The sequence below is a fragment of the Pseudomonas sp. genome, assembly GCF_028293835.1.
Taxonomy (GTDB): Bacteria; Pseudomonadota; Gammaproteobacteria; order Pseudomonadales; family Pseudomonadaceae; genus Aquipseudomonas.
Window position 1 is genome coordinate 1 of record NZ_JAQGNX010000102.1, and the last position, 21,061, is coordinate 21,061.

Consider the following 21,061-nt stretch of genomic DNA (forward strand, 5'->3'; position numbering starts at 1 on the left):
ACTCGTCTTCACAACGGCGAATCCAGCGGATGGCATAAGGCTGAAGTCAGCAATCGATAATGTTCACGGCCAGCCCGCCCCGGGCTGTTTCCTTGTATTTACTTTTCATGTCAGCGCCGGTCTGGCGCATGGTGCGGATGACTTTATCGAGGGATACAAAGTGTTGGCCGTCGCCACGCAAGGCCATTCGCACCGCATTGATGGCCTTGACCGAACCCATGGCATTGCGTTCGATGCAGGGCACTTGCACCAGTCCGCCAATTGGATCGCATGTCAACCCGAGGTTATGTTCCATGCCGATTTCCGCTGCGTTTTCCACTTGCTGAACATTACCGCCCAACACTTCGCACAACGCGCCAGCGGCCATGGAGCAGGCCACGCCGACTTCGCCCTGGCAGCCAACTTCGGCACCAGAGATCGAAGCGTTCTCTTTATAAAGAATGCCAATGGCCGCTGCGGTGAGTAGAAAACGCACGACGCCGTCTTCGTTGGCCCCGGTAATAAAGCGCATGTAGTAATGCAATACCGCCGGGATAATTCCCGCCGCGCCGTTGGTGGGCGCGGTAACGACGCGGCCGCCATTGGCATTTTCTTCGTTGACCGCCAATGCGTACAGGTTGACCCAGTCCAGCACCGACAGCGCGTCGCGCAACGCCGCTTCAGGGTTCTGACACAGTTGGCGGTGCAGCGCCGCGGCGCGACGTTTGACTTTCAAGCCCCCCGGCAAAATACCTTCGTTGCGGCAGCCTGCGGTCACGCAGTCCTGCATCACTTGCCAGATTTTCAGCAGGCCGCTGCGGGTTTCTGCCTCCGGGCGCCAGGCTGATTCGTTGAGCAGCATCACTTCGCTGATGGACAAGCCATGGGTGGTGCAATGGTTGAGCAACGCTTTGGCACTTTTGAAGGGAAAGGTCAGCGGTGTGCTGTCTTCGACAATGCGGTCTGCGCCAGCAGCGCCTTCGTCGACGACAAAGCCGCCGCCGACTGAATAGTATTCGCGGCTACGGATTTGCAAACCAGCGGCATCGAAGGCACGGAAAATCATGCCATTGGGATGGAACGCCAAGGGTTTGCGGATCATCGCCAGGTGTTGTTTTTCAATGAATTGGATGCTGTGTTCGCCAAGTAGATTAAGGCGTTCACTGCCACGAATTTGTTGCAAGCGTTCAGCCACGGTTTCGGTATCCACCGTGTCCGGGTGCTCGCCTTCAAGGCCCAGTAACACTGCCTTGTCGCTGCCATGGCCTTTGCCGGTAGCGCCCAACGAACCGTACAGCTCGACCTTGACGCTGGCCGTGCTGGTCAATAATTGATCGCGGCGTAGACCTTCAGCGAAGCGCGCAGCGGCGCGCATCGGGCCAACGGTGTGCGAGCTGGAGGGCCCGATGCCGATCTTGAACAGGTCAAACACGCTCAGTGACATGGTGCACTCCGGGATTTTTGTTGTTATTAAGGCTTCTCGCCAACAAGTTGGCTCCTACAGGGACCACAATCATCTGTAGGAACAAACAAGTTGGGTTCTACAGGGACCGCGATCATCTGTAGGAGCCAACTTGTTGGCGAAGCGGTTAACGCCGTTTCAAATCAAGCGTCCTGATAGCTCTCGATCGACGGGCATGCGCAGATCAGGTTGCGGTCGCCGAACACGTTGTCAACGCGGCCCACAGGCGGCCAGTATTTGCCGTCGATCAACGAAGCTACCGGGTACACCGCTTGTTCGCGGCTGTACGGGTGAGTCCATTCGCCAACGATTTCCGCCGCCGTGTGCGGCGCGTTTTTCAACGGGTTATCTTCTTTGTCCAGCGCGCCGTTTTCCACTGCACGAATCTCTTCGCGGATGCGGATCATGGCGTCACAGAAGCGATCCAGCTCTTCCTTGGATTCGCTTTCAGTTGGCTCGATCATCAAAGTGCCGGCTACCGGGAACGACATGGTCGGGGCGTGGAAGCCGAAGTCGATCAGGCGCTTGGCGACGTCATCAACGCTGATGCCGCTGCTGTCCTTCAATGGGCGCAGGTCGAGAATGCATTCATGTGCCACCAGACCATTGCTGCCGCTGTACAGCACGGGGTAATGCTCTTCCAGGCGACGCGAAATGTAGTTGGCATTGAGGATCGCCAACTGCGAAGCGCGTTTCAGTCCTGCACCGCCCATCATGCGGATGTACATCCAGGTGATTGGCAAAATGCTCGCGCTGCCGAACGGTGCAGCACTGACGGCGCCAACCTTGCGTTCCATTTTGGCATGGCCAGGCAGGAACGGCGTCAGGTGCGATTTGACCCCAATCGGACCAACGCCTGGGCCGCCACCGCCATGGGGAATGCAGAACGTTTTGTGCAGGTTCAGGTGCGACACGTCGCCGCCGAACTTGCCCGGTGCGCACAGGCCAACCATGGCATTCATGTTGGCGCCGTCGATGTACACCTGGCCGCCGTTGTCGTGGACGATGCCGCAGATTTCGCGGATGCCTTCCTCGAATACGCCGTGGGTAGACGGGTAGGTGATCATCAGCGCGGCCAGGTGATCGCGGTGCTCAATAGCTTTGGCACGCAAGTCTTCGATATCGACGTTGCCGCGCGCATCACAGGCGGTCACTACCACACGCATACCCGCCATGTTGGCGGTGGCAGGGTTGGTGCCGTGAGCAGAAGACGGGATCAGGCAGATGTCGCGGCGTTCGTCACCACGGCTCTGGTGGTATGCCCGTATCGCCAGCAGACCGGCATATTCACCCTGTGAACCGGCGTTCGGCTGCAACGAAATCGCGTCATAACCGGTGGCAGCACAGAGCATCGCTTCCAGTTCGTCGGTCAACTGCTGATAACCAGCGCTCTGCTCGGCAGGGGCGAACGGGTGCAGGTTGCCGAACTCGGCCCAGGTCACGGGAATCATTTCGCTGGCGGCGTTGAGCTTCATGGTGCACGAGCCCAGCGGGATCATGGTGCGATCCAGTGCCAGGTCTTTGTCTGCCAGTTTGCGCAGGTAGCGCATCAGCTCGGTTTCGGAATGATAACGGTTGAACACCGGGTGGCTGAGGATTGGCGATTGACGCAACAGCGCAGCAGGCAGCTTCGATTCAACGCTGTCGGCCAGCGCCTTGAAGTCAGGCAGGCTTTGCCCGTCGGCTGCGAAGACTTGCCACAGCGCTTCTACATCAGCCTGTTGAATGGTTTCGTCGAACGACAGGCCGAGGCGTTGGCCGTCGACTTCACGCAGGTTGATCTGTTGCGCGCGGGCCTTGGCATGCAGGGCTGCGGTATCGGCGCCGGTCATTAACGTCAGGCTGTCGAAGAAGAACGTCTGCTCGACGGTCAAGCCCAATTGGCTTAAGCCCTGGGCGAAAATCGCGGTCAGTTGATGGGTACGTTTGGCGATTTGCGTCAGGCCCCGCGGACCGTGGTACACGGCGTACATGCTGGCAATGTTCGCCAATAGAACCTGCGCGGTGCAGATGTTACTGGTGGCCTTTTCGCGGCGGATATGTTGTTCACGGGTTTGCATGGCAAGACGCAATGCCGGCTTGCCATGGCGATCAACCGACACACCGACCAGGCGGCCTGGCATGTCGCGCTTGAACGCATCTCGGGTGGAGAAATAGGCCGCGTGTGGACCGCCGAAGCCCAGTGGCACGCCGAAACGCTGTGCGCTGCCGATGGCCACGTCTGCGCCGAATTCACCCGGCGGAGTCAATAGGGTCAGGGCCAGCAGGTCCGCTGCTACAGCAACCAGTGCGTGAGCTGCGTGGAAACGCTCGACCAGTTCGCGGTAGTCGAACAGATCGCCATTGCTGGCGGGATACTGCAGCAATGCGCCAAAGTATTCACCGACTTCAGTCAGTTCGCTTTCGTCTGCGACCACCACCGTGATGCCCAACGGTTCAGCGCGGGTGCGCAAGACGTCCAGGGTCTGCGGGTGGCAATGGCTGGAGGCGAAGAACCGATGGCTGCTCTTGTTCTTGCTCAAGCGTTTGCAGAAGGTCATGGCTTCGGCAGCGGCGGTGGCTTCGTCGAGCAACGAGGCGTTGGCGATGGGCAGGCCGGTCAGGTCGCTGATCAGGGTCTGGAAGTTCAGCAGCGATTCCAGGCGGCCTTGGGAAATTTCAGGCTGATACGGAGTGTATGCGGTGTACCAGGCTGGATTTTCCAGCAGGTTGCGCAGGATCGGTGCCGGGGTATGAGTGTTGTAGTAACCCTGGCCGATGTAAGTCTTGAACAGCTGGTTTTTGCCGGCGATGACTTTGATGGCGGCCAGGGCATCAGCTTCGCTTTGGCCAGGGCCCATGTCGAGAACGCTGGTGCCTTTGATGCTTTCAGGGATGACAGCGGCGCTCAACGCTTCCAGGGAATCGAAGCCCAACGTAGTGAGCATGGCCTTTTCGTCAGCCGGGCGCGGGCCAATATGGCGCGCAATGAATTCGTTGGCGGTGCTCAACTCGATACGGTCAGTCATGTCTATTCCTCAGGCGTCGGCGTTGGCTTTAATCAGGCGGTCGTAGGCGTCCTGGTCGAGCAAGGCGTTGATGGCATCAGCGTCTTCAGGAACGAAGCGGAAAAACCAGCCGGCACCGGACGCGTCTTCGTTGACCAGCTCAGGGGTGGCGTCGAGGACTGTGTTGACTTCAACCACTTCGCCATTGAGCGGCATGTTGATGCTGCTGGCGGCTTTAACCGACTCAACCACCGAGACTTCAGCGTGTTGAGTGTAGGCCTGCAGTTCCGGGAGTTGCACGAACACCACGTCGCCCAGCGATTCTTGCGCATAAGGGGTGATGCCGACCGTGACGCTGCCGTCTGCTTCGGCACGCAGCCACTCGTGATCGACCGTGAATCGCAACTCGCTCATAAAAACTCCTCAAAGGCGCAAAAGCTCGTGACGTGCACGAACGAATGAGAAGTACCTAGCAATTTTACGGCCAATGTTTATTAATCTAAACAAATCAACGGCTTAGGGTGTTCAGGTAAGAGTCATGATTTCGGCTGTGTAGCGAAATCGCTACGGCAGAATGGCTACAGAAAACCTGTATCGGATCAGAGCCTTGCAACCGGTGGCGTGTAGACGCGTGTAGCGATATCGTTCCGCTGTATTGGTTTCGGTACAGATTTGCACAGCCCCTGTAGGAGCCAACTTGTTGGCGAGGGGTCTGTTTGGTTGTGTCTGGCGTATTGTCTCGCCAACAAGTTGGCTCGTACAGATAGCGGACAAAGCCAAAGTCTTAACCCTTTCCCGAAATCCCATATTTGCGCAGCCGATGGGCGATGGCGGTGTGGGAGGTTTGCAGGCGGCTGGCGAGCTGCCGGGTCGAGGGGTAGTTGATGTAGAGTTTTTCCAGCAGGGTTTTTTCGAAATCTTCCACGGCCTGTTCCAGGCTATGTACTTCGCCGTCGCTCTGGCGCGCCACGGATGTCCCGGCGATGTCCAGGTCGCCGATATCCACCAATGAACTTTCGCAAATCGCCGCCGCGCGGAAAATCACGTTCTGCAGCTGACGCACGTTGCCGGGCCAGCGGTTATTCAGCAGCGCTGGGTAGGTGCCCGGTGTCAGGCGACACACGGGCCGCTGGATTTGCGCGCAGGCTTGCTCCATGAAGTAGCGCGCCAACAACAAAATGTCCTGTCCGCGCTCGCGCAGCGGTGGCACTTCGAGGTTCAGGACATTCAAGCGATAAAACAAATCTTCGCGAAAGGTGCCTTCGCTGACCATCTTTTCCAGATCGCGGTGGGTAGCGCTGAGAATCCGCACGTTGACTTTTACTTCACGGTCACCGCCCACGCGACGGAAGCTGCCGTCACTCAAAAAGCGCAGCAGCTTGGCTTGCAAGTACGGTGACATCTCGCCGATTTCATCAAGGAATACCGTGCCGTGGTTGGCCATTTCCATCAGCCCCGGTTTGCCGCCCCGTTGTGCACCGGTGAAGGCGCCGGGGGCGTAGCCAAAGAGCTCGCTTTCGGCGAGGTTTTCCGGCAATGCCGCACAGTTCAGCGCCAGAAACGGTGCGCTGTGACGCGCGCTGATAGCGTGACAGGCGCGCGCCACCAGCTCTTTACCGGTGCCGGTTTCGCCCTGAATCAGCAGCGGCGCATCCAGCACCGCCACGCGCAAGGCGCGGGTCTTGAGCGTGCGAATGGGCAGCGAGTCGCCCAATAGCGAATCGAAACCCTCGGAGTGATCATGGTGCAGCGCCGCCAGGCGCTCACCAATTCGGCTCGGCCGATACAGGGTCAACAACGCCCCAGCGTCGGTGATCGGCGTGGCGTCCAGCAGCAGTGCCTCGCCATTAAGGGTGACTTCACGCAGCGGCAGGCGAAAACCGTTTTCCAGCAGCGCAGTGTGCAGGCCAGGATCAGCGAACAGTTCGGCCACCGATTCACCCGCAGGCTCGCGGCCGCACAGCGCTAGCAATGCCGGGTTGGCGAGCAATACACGGCCGTTGCTGTCCAGCGCCAGCACTGGGTCGGTCATGGCGGCGAGCAGGGCATCAAGTTGTAGATGGCGACGCTGACCGGGAAGGATGTCGACCACGGTGATCGCCTCGACCCCACGCACCCGAAACAAGCGGTCTTTCAGTTCTTCCAGCACTTGCGGGCTGAGTGTAGGTGCGTCGATATAAACGTTTGGCGGAACCATCTCCACCGCGTCCAGATTCAAATTGCGTCCACCGAGAATCGCCAGAACTTCCTGGGTAATACCAACGCGGTCGATGAAGCTGACGTGGATACGCATGGGACGATTAAATATTCTGGACGGCGAGGGCGGCCATTATGCCAGCAAATGGTCGGATGGCCTTAAGACGCTTCGCCTGTAGGAGCCAAGGTGTTGGCGAGACGTGAATTGCCTCGCCAACAAGCGCCTCCTACAGATAAGGTTTTTTGATTTACCGCAAATGCTCTGGCTTCACCGGATCTCCCGACTTGATATCCAGCTTTTGTCGAATGTCTTCAAACATTTCGTCGTACTGTTTATGCATCGCTATCGGCAAAGTAGTGGTGTGCGGTAAACCGTGTTCAACCGCGATTTTGTTGGCGACACTGGCGAAGTTAAAGGCGCCGTCCCGGGGTAAATCAAACGCGTCTTCGAACGCATCGCCATTGACCTCGCCGATCATGGTGAAGTGCATCGAAGGGCCTTCCTTGGGGTCTTGCTGCACTTCGTAACGGATATGGATATCGAAGCCGAAATCGTTAGGTTGCAGCGGAGCACGAGTGATGTGCAGATGACCTGGCTCGAACATGTGGCTTGCTCCTTTACGTTACGAAAGTGTAGGAATAGACCGCGTGGTTGGCCTCTAGGTTCACCGGTAACGGATGCCTTTGCTAGCGCTGCCGATCCGCGTTCCGGCGTGACCGTTGACGATGTTTTCGATGTCCGCCAGCGCACCAATCACGGCTTCTTTACCGGTGTTACGCGCAAATTCGCATGCAGCCTGCACTTTAGGCCCCATGGAGCCTGCGGCAAAGCCCAGCTTTTGCATATCGTCGGGGTGCGCCTGGGCGATGGCTTTTTGCGTTGGTTCGCCCCAATCGATGAACACCGCATCGACGTCGGTGGCAATCACCAGTAGATCGCAGTCCAGTTGCTCCGCCAACAGCGCCGAGCACAAGTCCTTGTCGATCACAGCTTCTACGCCCTTTAACTTACCGTCCTCGGCGTACAGCGTCGGGATACCGCCACCGCCCGCACAAATCACGATGCTGCCTTTTTCCAACAACCATTTGATCGGGCGGATTTCGAAAATACGCTTGGGCCTCGGGCTGGCAACCACTCGGCGGTATTTGTCGCCGTCCGGGGCAATGCTCCAGCCTTTTTCCGCAGCCAGACGTTCGGCTTCAGCCTTTGTATAGACCGGCCCGATGGGTTTGCTGGGGTGCTGGAACGCCGGGTCGTTGCCATCGACCTCGACTTGGGTCAACAGCGTTGCGAATGGCTTTTCGACGGGCAGTAAATTGCCCAACTCTTGCTCGATCATGTAGCCAATCATGCCTTCGGTTTCTGCTCCGAGCACGTCCAGCGGATACGGTGACACCGAGGTGTACGCCGCCGCTTGCAGCGACAACAGCCCGACTTGCGGACCATTACCGTGGGCCACGACCAGTTCATTGCCTGCAGAAATTTTGGCGATCTGTTCGGCGGCGACACGGATATTGATTCGCTGATTGTCCGCCGTCATCGGCTCGCCACGACGCAGTAGAGCATTACCGCCCAGAGCAACGACGATACGCATGGTGGTTTTCCTTGTTCGAAAAATACGCGGACCCCCTGTAGAAGCCAACGTGTTGGCGAGAGGCCTTAACGGGTGTGCTTGCTTAGAGGCTTCGCCAACACGTTGGCTCCTACCGTTTTGGGGCAGATTATCCAGCCAACGCAGCCACCAATATCGCTTTGATCGTATGCATACGGTTTTCCGCCTGCTCAAACGCGATATTGGCCGGTGACTCAAACACGTCTTCGGTGACTTCCACGCCGTTGGCCAGGTTTGGATACCGGCTGGCGATGTCTTTACCCACCGTGGTCTCACTGTTATGAAACGCCGGCAGGCAGTGCATGAACTTAACCCGAGGGTTGCCTGCTGCCTTCATCATCTCGCTGTTGACCTGATACGGCAGCAACTGCTCGATGCGTTCGTCCCACGCTTCCACTGGCTCGCCCATGGACACCCAAATATCGGTGTGAATGAAGTCGACGCCTTTGACCGCTTCTTTCGGGTCTTCAGTAATGGTGATACGTGCACCACTTTCTTCGGCAAACGCTTTGCACTGGGCAATGAAATCTGCATGGGGCCATAGGGCCTTTGGCGCGCCGATACGTACGTCCATGCCCAGCTTGGCGCCGATCATCAGCAGCGAATTGCCCATGTTGTAGCGTGCATCTCCCAAGTAGGCATAGCTGATGTCGTGCAGCGGTTTATCACTGTGTTCGCGCATGGTCAGGGTGTCGGCAATCATTTGCGTCGGGTGAAACTCCGCAGTCAGGCCGTTGAAGATCGGCACGCCGGCAAACTTGGCCAGTTCTTCGACGATTTCCTGTTCGAAGCCTCGGTACTCAATGGCGTCGAACATCCGTCCTAGAACGCGAGCGGTGTCTTTCATGCTTTCTTTGTGGCCGATTTGCGACGATACCGGGTCGATGTAGGTGACATGCGCACCTTGATCGTGGGCTGCGACTTCGAAGGCGCAACGGGTGCGGGTTGAGGTTTTTTCGAAGATCAACGCGATATTTTTGCCTTTCAGGTGTTGCTGTTCGGTGCCGGTGTACTTAGCGCGTTTGAGGTCACGGGACAGGTCGAGCAGATAGTGCAACTCCCGCGTGGTGTGGTGCATCAAGCTCAGCAGGCTGCGGTTGCGCATATTAAAAGCCATGTTCAATGTCTCCCTTGAAAGGTGGGCAACTGATCAGTAATTAACCGGGTCACGAATGATGGGGCAGGTCATGCAATGGCCACCGCCGCGACCGCGGCCCAATTCGCTGGCGCTGATGGTGATGACTTCGACGCCGGCTTTGCGCAACAGGGTATTAGTGTAGGTATTGCGGTCGTAACCAATCACCACGCCAGGCTCCAGGGCTACCACGTTGTTGCCGTCATCCCACTGCTCGCGTTCGGCGGCAAAACTGTTGCCGCCGGTTTCCACCACGCGCAAGGTTTTCAGGTTGAGCGCGGCAGCCACGGTTTCGAGAAAGCTGCCGTCTTCGCGACGAATATCAATGCCGCCCGGTTGGCTTTCATCCGGGCGCAAGCTGAAGGCGACGATCTGCTTCACTACATCCGGGAAAACCGTTACCAGGTCGCGATCGCAAAAGCTGAACACCGTGTCTAGGTGCATGGCCGCCCGGGACTTGGGCAAGCCCGCGACGATTACCCGTTGCACGGCGTTGTGCTGGAACAGATTGCGCGCCAGCTGACCAATGGCCTGATGGGATGAACGCTCGCCCATGCCGATCAACACCACACCATTGCCGATGGGCATCACGTCGCCGCCTTCGAGGCTGGCGCTGCCGTGGTCCTGGTCCGGGTCGCCGTACCAGATACGGAAATCAGCGTTGACGAATTCCGGATGAAATTTGTAGACGGCGCTCGCCAGCAAGGTTTCCTGGCGACGCGCGGGCCAATGCATTGGGTTCAACGTGACGCCACCGTAGATCCAGCAGGTAGTGTCGCGGGTGAATACCGTGTTCGGCAGTGGCGGCAATATGAAGCTGGCGTGGCCGAGAAAATCGCGGAAGATTTCCAGGGTCTTGCCACCGAAATCCCTTGGCAAATCATCAGCGGACACGCCGCCAATCAGGTATTCGGCGATCTTGCGTGGCTCCAGGCTGCGCAGCCAGGCGTTGGTTTCGTTGATCAATCCGATACCGACTGAGTTGGCGGCGATTTTGCGTTCAAGTATCCAGTCCAGCGCTTCTGGGCTCGCCACGATGTCGCTCAGCAGGTTGTGCATCTCCAGCACATCGACGCCGCGTTCGCGCATTTTTGTCACGAAATCGAAGTGGTCGCGTTTGGCTTGGTTAACCCACAGCACGTCGTCGAACAGCAATTCATCGCAGTTGTTCGGGGTCAGGCGTTGGTGGGCCAGACCGGGTGAGCACACCAAGACCTTTTGTAGTTTTCCGACTTCAGAGTGGACGCCAGGTTTGACGGTATCAGCGGACATTTCTGTACTCCTCCAATGACATGAGCGGGGGTGTTACAGGGTCAAGAAGCCGTCGTAGAGACCGTAGGCAGCTACCAGCGCCCCCACGGCTACGACGGCGAAAATCAACTTTTCCACAGGGGTAAAAATCGCTTGGCCGACTTCACGTTTGGCCTTGGCGAACAGAATGACGCCGGGGGCATACAGCAGGGCCGAGAGCAGCAAGTATTTGACCCCGCCGGCGTAGATCAGCCACACCGCATAAATCAGCGCGACTGCCGCAATGAGCAGGTCTTTTTTGCGTTCGGCCCTGGCTTTTTCGTAGGTTTCGCCACGCGCCGCCAGCAGCACGGCATAGGCCGCAGACCACAGATAAGGAATCAAAATCATCGAGGTCGCGAGGTAGATCAGCGACAGATAGGTACTGGCCGAGAACAAGGTGATGATCAGGAACACCTGGACCATGGCATTGGTCAGCCACAAGGCATTGGCCGGTACGTGGTTGGCGTTTTCGCGCTTGAGAAACGCCGGCATGGTGTGGTCCTTGGCTGCGGCGAACATGATTTCAGCGCACAGCAGTACCCAAGACAACAGGGCGCCCAGCAGGGAAATGATCAAGCCGACGCTGATCAACACTGCACCCCAGTGTCCAACCACGTGTTCCAACACGGCAGCCATCGATGGGTTTGGCAGTTTCGCCAATTCCGGCTGGGTCATGATCCCCAGCGAGAGCACGTTGACGAACACCAGAAACAGCAACACGGTAATGAAACCAATGATCGTGGCCTTGCCCACATCCGAGCGCTTTTCGGCCCGGGCCGAGAAGATGCTTGCGCCTTCGATGCCGATGAACACCCACACGGTGACCAGCATCATGTTGCGCACTTGGTTCATCACGCTGCCCAGGTCCGGATTTTTGATGCCCCAGATGTCAGCGCTGAAGATATCCAGCTTAAAGGCAAACAGTGCAATCAATACAAAGAGCAACAGCGGTACGACTTTGGCGCCCGTGGTCACCAGGTTGATGAATGCAGCTTCTTTGATTCCGCGCAATACGAGGAAGTGCACCGCCCACAGCAAAACCGACGCGCCGACAATTGCCGCCGCTGTATTGCCTTGACCGAATATCGGAAAGAAATAGCCCAGGGTGCTAAACAGCAGAACGAAGTAGCCGACGTTGCCCAGCCATGCGCTTATCCAATAGCCCCAGGCAGACGAGAAGCCCATGTAGTCGCCGAAACCGGCTTTGGCATAGGCGTAGACCCCGCCGTCCAGGGTTGGCTTGCGGTTTGCCAGGGTCTGGAACACGAACGCCAGGGTCAACATGCCGACTGCGGTGATGGCCCAGCCAATTAAAATCGCTCCGACATCGGCACTGGCTGCCATGTTCTGCGGCAACGAGAATATTCCCCCGCCGATCATCGAACCCACTACCAAGGCGACGAGCGCGCCGAGTCGAAGTTTGCCAGGGGAATCAGACATCGCACAGCTCCATCCAAAAGAAGGAATTGGCGACGGTAATTCATTGGCTGGAGGGGGTTATGACGCAGATCAAGGATTCGGTCTGTAGGAGCCAACGTGTTGGCGAGAGGGATTGATGCGGTGTGTCAGATATGCCGCCTCGCCAACACGTTGGGTTCTACAGGGGATCTGCGGTTGCAGCGGGCTCTGGCCTGGACCAAATCCACATATTTCCCAGGGTCATGCCGCCAATGGCGAGGTACACCGGCCAGCCGTGGTCGAGCAAGGTCAACATCGCCACGGCGCAGATCAGCATGCTCACGGTGGCGCTGATTTTTGCCCGGCGGGCGATCAGGCGGCCGTTGCGCCAGTTGCTCAGGATCGGCCCGAACAGCCGGTGATTTTCCAGCCAGGCGCTCAGTCGAGGCGAGCTTTTGGTGGCCGCCCAGGCGGCCAGCAAGATGAATTCGGTAGTGGGTAAACCGGGCACCACTATGGCAATCAGGCCTATCGCCAAGCTGACGTAGGCAAGAATGCCGAACAACACGCGGACGGTTTTTGACCCGGACGGTGTCTGAGGTTTGGGTTCGATGGTCATTACGGCTCTGTCCATTTAACAACCCGGCCAGTTTAACAGGGCTGACCGGGCTTGCCGGATTCAGGCGACTTCGACCTTAGGCGCATGTATGTATGCCTGTTGCAGCAAGACATTGAAGCGTTCGAACGCATCGACAGCACCTTGTTCCACCTGCGCTTCTTCTTCGGCGCTCAATTGCAGACTGTCCAGAATCCGCACAAAGCTTTTCCAGCCTCCTGCACGACCACCCGCAGGCTCGCCCAGATGCCGCGCGCCAAAGCTTTCGCTCAACTTCAGCGCCACCGCACGTTTGATCAAAAAAGCCGCGCCGAGCTTGGAGCCTTCTGATACAAATAGCCAACCCAGAGCCTGCGCTGTACTCGGCTTAACCAAAGCACCCGCGACAGGCTCAGGCAGCGCGGTGCCAAGGTCTGCCAGATCGGCTTTGGCTTGCTCGGCACGGCAGCGCTCAGGTAAGTCAGGGAAAATTTCTACCAAAAGCGGGTCGCTGTACAACGCCTTCAACTCGTTTTGAAAACCATATTGCGCAGCGACGAAGCGCGCGTAATTGGCCAGGGTTTCAAATGGCGCGTTGGCTTTAACTGCTTTGTCGAGTTGTTCATGGGGCGCATGGGTGATCTGATTCAAGCGTTGTGAGCGCAGGGCAGGGCGGTTCTGTTGTTCAGTCATGGGATCTTCCTTGTGACATGTTTCAAATGAAAAAACGGCGCCCATAAGAACCGGCGCCGTCAGGCAAATCAGATGTCCCACACCACGTTGACGCCGAAGTTGCGACCCGGTTGGGTCAGGCGATCAAGGTTGGCGGGGCTGGTAACGGCCGCTTCGCCGGTGCTGTCATAGCCGCGCACGTCGTCCCAACTCCAGTATTTCTTGTCGGTGAGGTTGTACAGACCGGCGTTGACGGTCACGTCGTCGGCGACTTTGTAGTAGCCGGTCAAGTCGAAGACGCCGTAGCCGGGGGTTTTAAACTGTTTGCTGGTGCCATCCGGCGCATTAAAGGCTCCCTTAGTAATGTCATCGACCTGTTTCTTGCGCTGCACCAGCGTCCAACTGAGCAATCCGCCGTAGGCCTTTTGGTCGTAGCCCAAACCGAACACGCCGGTCAGCGGGTTGACGCTGTTGATTGGCTGGCCGGTGTCGTTGTTGCGGCCGTGGGCATAGGCCACCGAGCCTTGGGTGTACAGACCGGCTGGAGCGCCAAACCTATCGAGGTTCAAGCGGCCTTTTACCTCGGCGCCCTTGATGGTGGCGCGTTTGATGTTGGCGGCTTGAAATATGATTTCATTAGCGCGTGGAGTAATCGCGTCCTCGTTAATGAAGTCGCGGTACTTGTTATAGAACACCGCGACGTCAAACGAACCCGAGTCGAAATTGCCCCGTAGACCGGTTTCGTAGCTTCTGCTGGTTTCCGCTTCCAGGTTCGGGTTGGGCGCGACGGTGTATCCCGGGGAAAGGTTCTCAAATCGGCCGTACAGCGCTTTGGCGGTCGGCGTGCGGAAACCCTCGCCGTACTGACCGTACCAGGTGTATTGCTCGGTCAGCGCATAGGTCAGGCCGAATTTAGGCGACACCCGATGCCAGGTTTTGTTTTTGTCGCTGACCGTGTCGTTGCCGGTTGGATCCGCAGCGTTGAGAAATTCCTGAGTGATGCGCGGGTCAAGCTTGGTGTAGTCGTAGCGTACGCCCGGCAAGAAGGTCCAGTCGTTCCAGCGAATCTCGTCCTGAGCGAACAGCGCATAGCTGGTGACAGTTGGATCCGGGAAGTCGCTCACTGGCTCGATGCGGTCAGCTGGACTGTCGTCACCGATCCCCCTACAGGCGCGAAAAACTGCCACGCAGGTGCCGCTCCCTTGACGCAATCCGGTGACTTTCTGTTGCTTGACGGTGGTGCCATAGGTCAGCAGGTGTTGGGTGCCGCCAACCGAAAAGGCTTTGTCGAGTTGGGCGTCGAAACTCCACTGTTTATCTTGGTAAACGGTGTTGCGGTCACGCAAGACCTTGCGGGACCGGGAGAAGTAGTCTTCCTGGACGCTTTGATCGGTTTTGGCTGTCTGGTAATTCAGCTTCCAGTTGACGTGGTCGACCAGCAAGCTGTCCAAGGCGAAACGGTTTTCTATGCCGAAGCGCTCACGGGTAATGGTGTCGTTACTGTGGCGTGATTTATACCAGCCCATAGGCGCGGGTAGAAAAGGCCCGCCCACCGCACTCTTCTGGTTGCTATCGGTGTCGCTTTTGTAGTGTTCATAGGTCAGCCCGAGCCGCGATTCCTCGCCATAATTCCAGCCCAGTTTCGCCAGCACGTTGGTGTTACGCACGTCGTTGGGGTTCGCGGCGGTGCGGCCCAGGCCGGTGCCTCCGTGGTCGCCATAGGATTCGGTTTCGCGACCGTTGCGCTGGCTAAGGTGCAGTAAACCATCGAAAGCAACATGGCGACCGGCAACGGTGGCGGAGTTGAGCCAGCTGTTGTCGGCCGAGCTGTAGCCGGTTTTCAAACGGGCGCCGACGTCCTGGCCAGGTTTGATGATGTCGTCCGGATCGAGAGTGAAATAACTGACCGCGCCACCAATGGCGCTGCTGCCGTACAACACCGAGGCCGGACCGCGCAGAATCTCTACGCGTTTTACGATTTCCGGGTCCACGTAGTTACGTTGAGTCTTGGCATAAGGCCCGTTAGAAAAACTGGCCGGGACTTCGACACCGTCGACCTGGGTCAGGATCCGGTCACCGTCGATGCCACGGATGTTGTAACCCGTGATGCCAGCACGCTGCCCCGTCCCGCCCACCGATACACCGGGTTCATGGCGCACCAGGTCACGAATGTTATTGACGTTCTGCTGGTCGAGTTCTGCACGATCGTGCACGGTGACCGTGCTTGGTACTGCGACGACCGGCTGTTCAGTGCGGGTGGCGCTGATAGTGGTCTGCTGCAACATGAGGCCGCTGCCCGGCGACACGGTCGTGGCCGCTTCAATGGGTGTCTGGGCAGTAGCCGGAGCGCTGAACACTCCCGCTGCCATCAGCGCGAGAGTAAGTGAAGAACGGGTGAAGGTTTTGCTTGGTGACAGCATCAATAGCTCCCTGTCGTAAGGGTCATTCTTTATAGTTACGAACTGAAACAAATGAGAATCAGTTGCATTGGCTATAACTAGACGAACGACGAACGGCTATCGCGTAAAAATAGTTGCGCTCAGTTCACGTCATGCCGGGACGCGACTTCGGTGCAGATTGCCATGACCAGTTTCAATTCCTTCTGCACGGTGCTGGCGGACACGCCGAGCTGTGCCGCAATCTCTGGATAACTGCAGCCTTGCAAGCGGTTCAAGGTGAATATGGCTTGCTGACGCGCAGTCAGGTCAGCAAGGCTGGCGTCGATGCGCTCAAGCAAACGTCGGGCGTGGGTGATGTCTTCGGCGTTGCTATGGGGTTGCACGATATTGCGCAGAGTGTCCGGCGGTACGTTGTCGATCATGGTCCGGGCTTGAATGCGCTGGGCGCGCAGATGGTCCAGCGCCAGATTACGAGCGGTTTGATAGACAAAGGGTGCCAGATGCTCGACTGAGCGTTCGGTCAGGGCGCGAGTGACCCTCAGGTAAGTGTCCTGCAGTAAGTCTTCGGCGGTGCAGGCGTTACCGACCATCCGCTGCAGGGTTCGCAGCAAAACAGTGTGCTGGGAGAGGAAGAGTTCGTTCAACTGCGACTGACTCACGGAAATACCCGACCAATAAAAGCAGCGGATGATAATTATTCTCATCCGCGATATCGGTCAAGCAGTTATCCGTGACAGCTTATGTGCAGGGCCTTGTTACTCGGCGTTATGCAGCGCGAGACAGTTATCCAGCATGCGGTTGGAGAACGCCCATTCGTTGTCATACCACGCCAGGACTTTCAGCAACTTACCGCTAACCTTGGTGTGGTTAGCGTCGAAAATCGACGATAACGGGTTGTGATTGAAATCATGGGACACCAGCGGCAGGGTGTTGTAGCCGAGCACTTTGGAGTGACGGCTGGCTTCCTTGAAAATCTCGTTGACCTCTTCGACGGTGGTTTCGCGTTTGAGCTGCACGGTCAAGTCCACCAACGACACGTTGATCACCGGAACCCGTACGGACATGCCGGTGAGTTTCCCAGCCAGTTCCGGAAGCACCAAACCCACGGCTTCAGCGGCGCCAGTCTTGCTTGGAATCATGTTATGGGTGGCCGAACGCGCGCGGTACGGGTCAGTGTGGTAGACGTCGGTCAGGTTCTGGTCGTTGGTGTAGGCATGGATCGTAGTCATCAGACCGTTTTCGATGCCCAGCTCGCGGTGCAGCACCTGGGCAACCGGCGCCAGGCAGTTGGTGGTGCACGAGGCGTTGGAGATGATTTGATGCGATTGACGCAAAACGTCATGGTTAACGCCGTAGACCACCGTGGCGTCGGCGCCTTTGGCCGGTGCGGAGATGATCACTTTGCGGGCGCCGGCGGTGATATGCGCGGCCGCTTTGTTGCGGTCGGTGAACAGACCCGTGCATTCGAATACAACGTCAATGTTCTCGGCTTTCCATGGCAGGTCAGCTGGATTGCGGATTGCGCTGACGGCAATCCGGTCACCATTTACGGTCAGGCTTTCGTCGTCGAATTCCACCGTGCCGCCGAAATGGCCATGAACGGTATCGAATTGCAGCAAATGTGCATTGATCGAGCTGTCACCCAAATCATTGATGGCGACGACCTGCAGGTCCTGTCGGTAACCTTGGGTATAGAGTGCGCGTAGGACATTGCGGCCGATGCGGCCAAAGCCATTGATTGCGATGCGAAGAGTCATACAGCCGTCCTCTTTGAGATTTGTTGTTGGAATTACAAGATTATTCGCATAAAAATAGAAAACAAGCCTTTTTAATGGCAATATTTTGTTTTATCTACAACGAGTAACCCGTAAGCCCAGTACAGTTGTTCGAAATCACGCTTGGGTTCAGCCTAGGCCTGACTGCCGAAAATTGGAACCGCCCGAACGGGTCACCTATCCGCTAGCCTGGAGTTATTCACATGCATCCCCGCGTTCTTGAGGTAACCGAGCGACTGATAGCCCGTAGTCGTGCGACGCGCGAGCGCTATCTGCAGATGATTCGTGGCGCGGCCAGCGATGGCCCGATGCGCGGCAAACTGCAATGCGCCAACTTCGCCCATGGCGTGGCGGCTTGCGGTACGGAAGACAAGCACAGCCTGAAAATGATGAATGCCGCCAACGTGGCCATCGTTTCCTCCTACAACGACATGCTCTCGGCGCACCAGCCGTACGAGCACTACCCTGAGCAAATCAAACAAGCCCTGCGCGAAATCGGCTCGGTCGGTCAGTTCGCAGGCGGCGTGCCAGCGATGTGCGACGGCGTCACCCAAGGCGAGCCGGGCATGGAGCTGGGTATCGCCAGCCGCGAAGTGATCGCCATGTCCACCGCTATTGCGCTGTCGCACAACATGTTCGATGCCACGCTGTGCCTGGGCATCTGCGACAAAATCGTGCCGGGCCTGTTGATGGGCGCTTTGCGTTTTGGCCATTTGCCAACCCTGTTCGTGCCCGGTGGCCCGATGCCGTCCGGCATTTCCAACAAGGAAAAGGCCGACGTCCGCCAGCGCTACGCCGAAGGCAAAGCGACTCGCGAAGAGTTGCTGGAAACGGAAATGAAGTCGTATCACAGCCCTGGCACCTGCACCTTTTACGGCACTGCCAACACCAACCAATTGCTCATGGAAGTGATGGGTTTGCACTTGCCAGGTGCGTCGTTCGTCAACCCGTATACGCCGTTACGCGATGCCCTGACTCGGGAAGCGGCGCACCAGGTTACGCGTCTGACCAAGCAAAGCGGGCAGTTCATGCCCCTGGGTGAAATCGTCGACGAGCGTTCACTGGTGAACTCCATTGTTGCGCTGCATGCGACGGGCGGTTCGACCAACCATACGTTGCACATGCCAGCCATCGCCATGGCCGCCGGGATTATTCTGACCTGGCAAGACATGGCCGACTTGTCTGATGTGGTGCCGACCCTGACCCACGTGTATCCAAACGGCAAAGCTGACATTAACCACTTCCAGGCGGCTGGCGGCATGTCGTTTCTGATTCGTGAGTTGCTGGAAGCCGGTTTGCTCCACGAAAACGTCAACACCGTTGCCGGTTTCGGCCTGAGCCGTTACACCCAGGAGCCGTTCCTTGAAAACGGCAAGCTGGTGTGGCGTGATGGTCCTATCGAAAGCCTTGACCAAGACATTTTGCGGCCCGTGGCTCGGCCGTTCTCGGCTGAAGGCGGCTTGCGCGTGATGGAAGGCAACCTTGGCCGTGGGGTGATGAAAGTGTCGGCAGTTGCACCTGAACACCAGATCGTCGAAGCCCCGGCCATGGTGTTCCAGGACCAACAAGACCTGGCGGACGCGTTCAAGGCTGGCGAACTGGAGCGTGACTTCATCGCGGTCATGCGTTTTCAGGGGCCGCGCTCTAACGGCATGCCAGAATTGCACAAGATGACGCCGTTCCTCGGTGTGTTGCAGGACCGTGGTTTTAAAGTGGCGCTGGTCACCGACGGGCGTATGTCTGGCGCCTCGGGCAAGATCCCGGCAGCGATCCACGTCTGCCCGGAAGCATTCGATGGCGGACCGTTGGCGCTGATTCGTAACGGAGACATTATCCGTCTCGATGGGGTTAAGGGTACATTGCACGTTCTGGTGGACGCGGCAGAGCTGGCCGCCAGAGAACCAGCAGTCGGTCTGCTCGACAACGGTGTGGGTTGTGGGCGCGAACTTTTTGGCTTCATGCGCATGGCCTTCAGCTCGGCAGAGCAAGGCGCAAGCGCCTTTACCTCGGGTCTGGAGACGCTTAAGTGAAATTGGCTTTGGTTGGCGATATTGGCGGCACTAATGCGCGTTTTGCCATATGGGAAGACGATACGTTGCATTCGGTCCGGGTGTTCCCGACCATTGACTACGCCAGCCCGGAAAAGGCCCTTGAGATTTACCTTGAGGACCTCGACCTGCATCCGGGCGAGGTCGGCTCAGTCTGTCTGGCGGTTGCCGGCCCGGTGAGCGGCGATGTATTTCATTTTACCAACAGCCACTGGCGCATCAGTCGCTCTGAATTCTGCGCGCACCTGAAGATCGATAACCTGTTGATGGTTAACGATTTCACGGCCATGGCTTTGGGCATGACGCGCTTGAAAGACGACGAATACCTGACGGTGTGTCATGGTATTTCCGATGCCGAGTGTCCGCGTGTGGTCATCGGGCCGGGCACTGGGCTGGGCGTGGGGACGTTGATCGGGCTGGCGAACAACCATTGGATGGCTTTGCCAGGCGAAGGGGGGCATGTTGACCTGCCGTTGGGGACGCCACGGGAAGCGCAGATCTGGGCGCGGCTGATGATCGAGCATGAGCATGTCAGCGCCGAAACCATCCTCAGCGGTGCGGGGCTTTTATTGCTCTATCAGACAAGCTGTTCGCTAGACAATATTGAGCCGACACTGAAATCGCCGGCGGCGATCACTTCCGCGGCAGTGGCTGGCGATCCGGTAGCGGCGGCAGTTCTGGAGCAGTTCTGTTGCTGGCTGGGTCGCGTGGCGGGCAATGCTGTATTGACCGTGGGCGGTCGCGGCGGAGTCTACATCAGTGGCGGCGTCATACCGCGCTTCAGCGATTTCTTCATGGCCAGCGGTTTTGCCAGATCGTTTGCCGAAAAAGGCCTGATGAAGGATTACTTCAAGGGCATACCGGTATGGCTGGTTACCGCCGAATATCCAGGGCTCATGGGCGCTGGGGTCGCATTGCAACAAGCGTTTGGTCGCATTTAAATCGTGCAGTTGCAGCGACCTCAATTATAAGAAACAGGCTTCATTCCAAACAAGGACGACCACGTGAGCTCAGTCAGTAAGTCAATTTTGCTGGTCGACGACGACCAGGAAATCTGTGAATTGCTGCAAACCTACCTGAGTCGTTGTGGCTTTGTAGTGCGCACGGTGGGCGATGGTGCCGGTTTTCGCCAAGCACTCAGCGATGAGCCCAGCGATCTGGTAATCCTCGATGTCATGCTGCCGGACGAGGACGGCTTTAGTCTGTGTCGTTGGGTGCGTCAACATCCGCGCTATTCCCAAGTCCCCATCATCATGCTCACCGCCAGTTCCGACGAAGCCGATCGGGTGATTGGACTGGAGCTGGGTGCCGATGATTACCTGGGTAAACCGTTCAGCCCCCGGGAGTTGCAGGCGCGCATCAAGGCCTTGTTGCGACGGGCACAGTTCGGCCAGGAGCGGGTCAGCGGCGACGTATTAGTGTTCGACGACTGGCGCCTGGACATGGTCAGTCATCGATTGTTTCACCGTGATGGGGAGGAGGTAATCCTCTCCGGCGCCGATTTCGCGT

General features: G+C 57.7%; 17 protein-coding genes. 3 read left to right on the plus strand and 14 right to left on the minus strand.

Features of this window, described 5'->3' with window-relative positions; all coding sequences use genetic code 11:
* Positions 1-46: 46 nt before the first annotated feature.
* The 14 genes from JWR17_RS14175 to gap form a co-directional block, all read right to left on the minus strand.
* Complete coding sequence (locus tag JWR17_RS14175; protein WP_299832490.1) at positions 47-1,423, minus strand: L-serine ammonia-lyase; 1,377 nt, start codon at positions 1,421-1,423, stop codon at positions 47-49.
* Between the two features lie 161 nt (positions 1,424-1,584).
* Positions 1,585-4,449 carry an aminomethyl-transferring glycine dehydrogenase gene (gene gcvP, locus JWR17_RS14180; protein ID WP_299832492.1) on the minus strand — a complete coding sequence of 955 codons (2,865 nt, stop codon included), beginning with the start codon at positions 4,447-4,449 and terminating at the stop codon, positions 1,585-1,587.
* A gap of 9 nt (positions 4,450-4,458) precedes the next feature.
* A complete protein-coding gene (gene gcvH / locus JWR17_RS14185; RefSeq protein WP_299832494.1) occupies positions 4,459-4,842 on the minus strand; it encodes a glycine cleavage system protein GcvH in 384 nt (127 codons plus the stop codon).
* Positions 4,843-5,212: 370 nt separating this feature from the next.
* Entirely contained in the window at positions 5,213-6,721 is a 1,509-nt protein-coding gene (locus JWR17_RS14190; protein WP_299832496.1) for a sigma-54-dependent transcriptional regulator, read from the minus strand.
* 151 nt (positions 6,722-6,872) lie between these two features.
* Positions 6,873-7,229 carry a DUF5064 family protein gene (locus tag JWR17_RS14195; RefSeq protein ID WP_299832498.1) on the minus strand — a complete coding sequence of 119 codons (357 nt, stop codon included), beginning with the start codon at positions 7,227-7,229 and terminating at the stop codon, positions 6,873-6,875.
* Between the two features lie 60 nt (positions 7,230-7,289).
* Complete coding sequence (gene arcC / locus JWR17_RS14200) at positions 7,290-8,219, minus strand: carbamate kinase (protein WP_299832500.1); 930 nt, start codon at positions 8,217-8,219, stop codon at positions 7,290-7,292.
* Between the two features lie 127 nt (positions 8,220-8,346).
* Positions 8,347-9,354, minus strand: coding sequence for an ornithine carbamoyltransferase (locus JWR17_RS14205; protein ID WP_299832502.1), 1,008 nt, complete (start codon positions 9,352-9,354; stop codon positions 8,347-8,349).
* 33 nt (positions 9,355-9,387) lie between these two features.
* A complete protein-coding gene (gene arcA / locus JWR17_RS14210; RefSeq protein WP_299832504.1) occupies positions 9,388-10,644 on the minus strand; it encodes an arginine deiminase in 1,257 nt (418 codons plus the stop codon).
* Between the two features lie 33 nt (positions 10,645-10,677).
* A complete protein-coding gene (gene arcD, locus JWR17_RS14215) occupies positions 10,678-12,105 on the minus strand; it encodes an arginine-ornithine antiporter (RefSeq protein WP_299832506.1) in 1,428 nt (475 codons plus the stop codon).
* Positions 12,106-12,262: 157 nt separating this feature from the next.
* On the minus strand, positions 12,263-12,676 hold the full coding sequence (locus JWR17_RS14220) for a YbaN family protein (protein ID WP_299832518.1): 414 nt from the start codon (positions 12,674-12,676) through the stop codon (positions 12,263-12,265).
* Positions 12,677-12,742: 66 nt separating this feature from the next.
* On the minus strand, positions 12,743-13,351 hold the full coding sequence (locus tag JWR17_RS14225) for a biliverdin-producing heme oxygenase (RefSeq protein WP_299832508.1): 609 nt from the start codon (positions 13,349-13,351) through the stop codon (positions 12,743-12,745).
* A gap of 68 nt (positions 13,352-13,419) precedes the next feature.
* Entirely contained in the window at positions 13,420-15,699 is a 2,280-nt protein-coding gene (locus tag JWR17_RS14230) for a TonB-dependent hemoglobin/transferrin/lactoferrin family receptor (protein WP_299832520.1), read from the minus strand.
* A gap of 170 nt (positions 15,700-15,869) precedes the next feature.
* A complete protein-coding gene (locus JWR17_RS14235) occupies positions 15,870-16,388 on the minus strand; it encodes a sigma-70 family RNA polymerase sigma factor (RefSeq protein ID WP_299832522.1) in 519 nt (172 codons plus the stop codon).
* A gap of 96 nt (positions 16,389-16,484) precedes the next feature.
* Positions 16,485-17,486, minus strand: coding sequence for a type I glyceraldehyde-3-phosphate dehydrogenase (gap, locus tag JWR17_RS14240; protein ID WP_299832510.1), 1,002 nt, complete (start codon positions 17,484-17,486; stop codon positions 16,485-16,487).
* Between the two features lie 221 nt (positions 17,487-17,707).
* On the opposite strand from gap, the gene edd reads away from it, so the two are divergent.
* The 3 genes from edd to JWR17_RS14255 all read left to right on the plus strand — a co-directional run.
* Positions 17,708-19,534, plus strand: coding sequence for a phosphogluconate dehydratase (edd, locus tag JWR17_RS14245; protein WP_299832512.1), 1,827 nt, complete (start codon positions 17,708-17,710; stop codon positions 19,532-19,534).
* Complete coding sequence (locus JWR17_RS14250) at positions 19,531-20,493, plus strand: glucokinase (protein ID WP_299832514.1); 963 nt, start codon at positions 19,531-19,533, stop codon at positions 20,491-20,493. The genes edd and JWR17_RS14250 overlap by 4 nt, the downstream gene beginning before the upstream one ends.
* Before the next feature lie 63 nt (positions 20,494-20,556).
* A partial coding sequence (locus JWR17_RS14255; RefSeq protein ID WP_299832516.1) for a response regulator transcription factor occupies positions 20,557-21,061 on the plus strand: 505 nt, incomplete at its 3' end.

Coding starts and splice junctions, on each gene's coding strand:
- JWR17_RS14205 (WP_299832502.1), bottom strand. CDS start 9,354: ATGGCTTTTAATATGCGCAACCGCAGCCTGCTGAGCTTGATGCACCAC.
- edd (WP_299832512.1), top strand. CDS start 17,708: ATGCATCCCCGCGTTCTTGAGGTAACCGAGCGACTGATAGCCCGTAGT.
- gcvH (WP_299832494.1), bottom strand. CDS start 4,842: ATGAGCGAGTTGCGATTCACGGTCGATCACGAGTGGCTGCGTGCCGAA.
- gcvP (WP_299832492.1), bottom strand. CDS start 4,449: ATGACTGACCGTATCGAGTTGAGCACCGCCAACGAATTCATTGCGCGC.
- JWR17_RS14225 (WP_299832508.1), bottom strand. CDS start 13,351: ATGACTGAACAACAGAACCGCCCTGCCCTGCGCTCACAACGCTTGAAT.
- arcA (WP_299832504.1), bottom strand. CDS start 10,644: ATGTCCGCTGATACCGTCAAACCTGGCGTCCACTCTGAAGTCGGAAAA.
- gap (WP_299832510.1), bottom strand. CDS start 17,486: ATGACTCTTCGCATCGCAATCAATGGCTTTGGCCGCATCGGCCGCAAT.
- arcC (WP_299832500.1), bottom strand. CDS start 8,219: ATGCGTATCGTCGTTGCTCTGGGCGGTAATGCTCTACTGCGTCGTGGC.
- JWR17_RS14175 (WP_299832490.1), bottom strand. CDS start 1,423: ATGTCACTGAGCGTGTTTGACCTGTTCAAGATCGGCATCGGGCCCTCC.
- arcD (WP_299832506.1), bottom strand. CDS start 12,105: ATGTCTGATTCCCCTGGCAAACTTCGACTCGGCGCGCTCGTCGCCTTG.
- JWR17_RS14195 (WP_299832498.1), bottom strand. CDS start 7,229: ATGTTCGAGCCAGGTCATCTGCACATCACTCGTGCTCCGCTGCAACCT.
- JWR17_RS14230 (WP_299832520.1), bottom strand. CDS start 15,699: ATGGCAGCGGGAGTGTTCAGCGCTCCGGCTACTGCCCAGACACCCATT.
- JWR17_RS14190 (WP_299832496.1), bottom strand. CDS start 6,721: ATGCGTATCCACGTCAGCTTCATCGACCGCGTTGGTATTACCCAGGAA.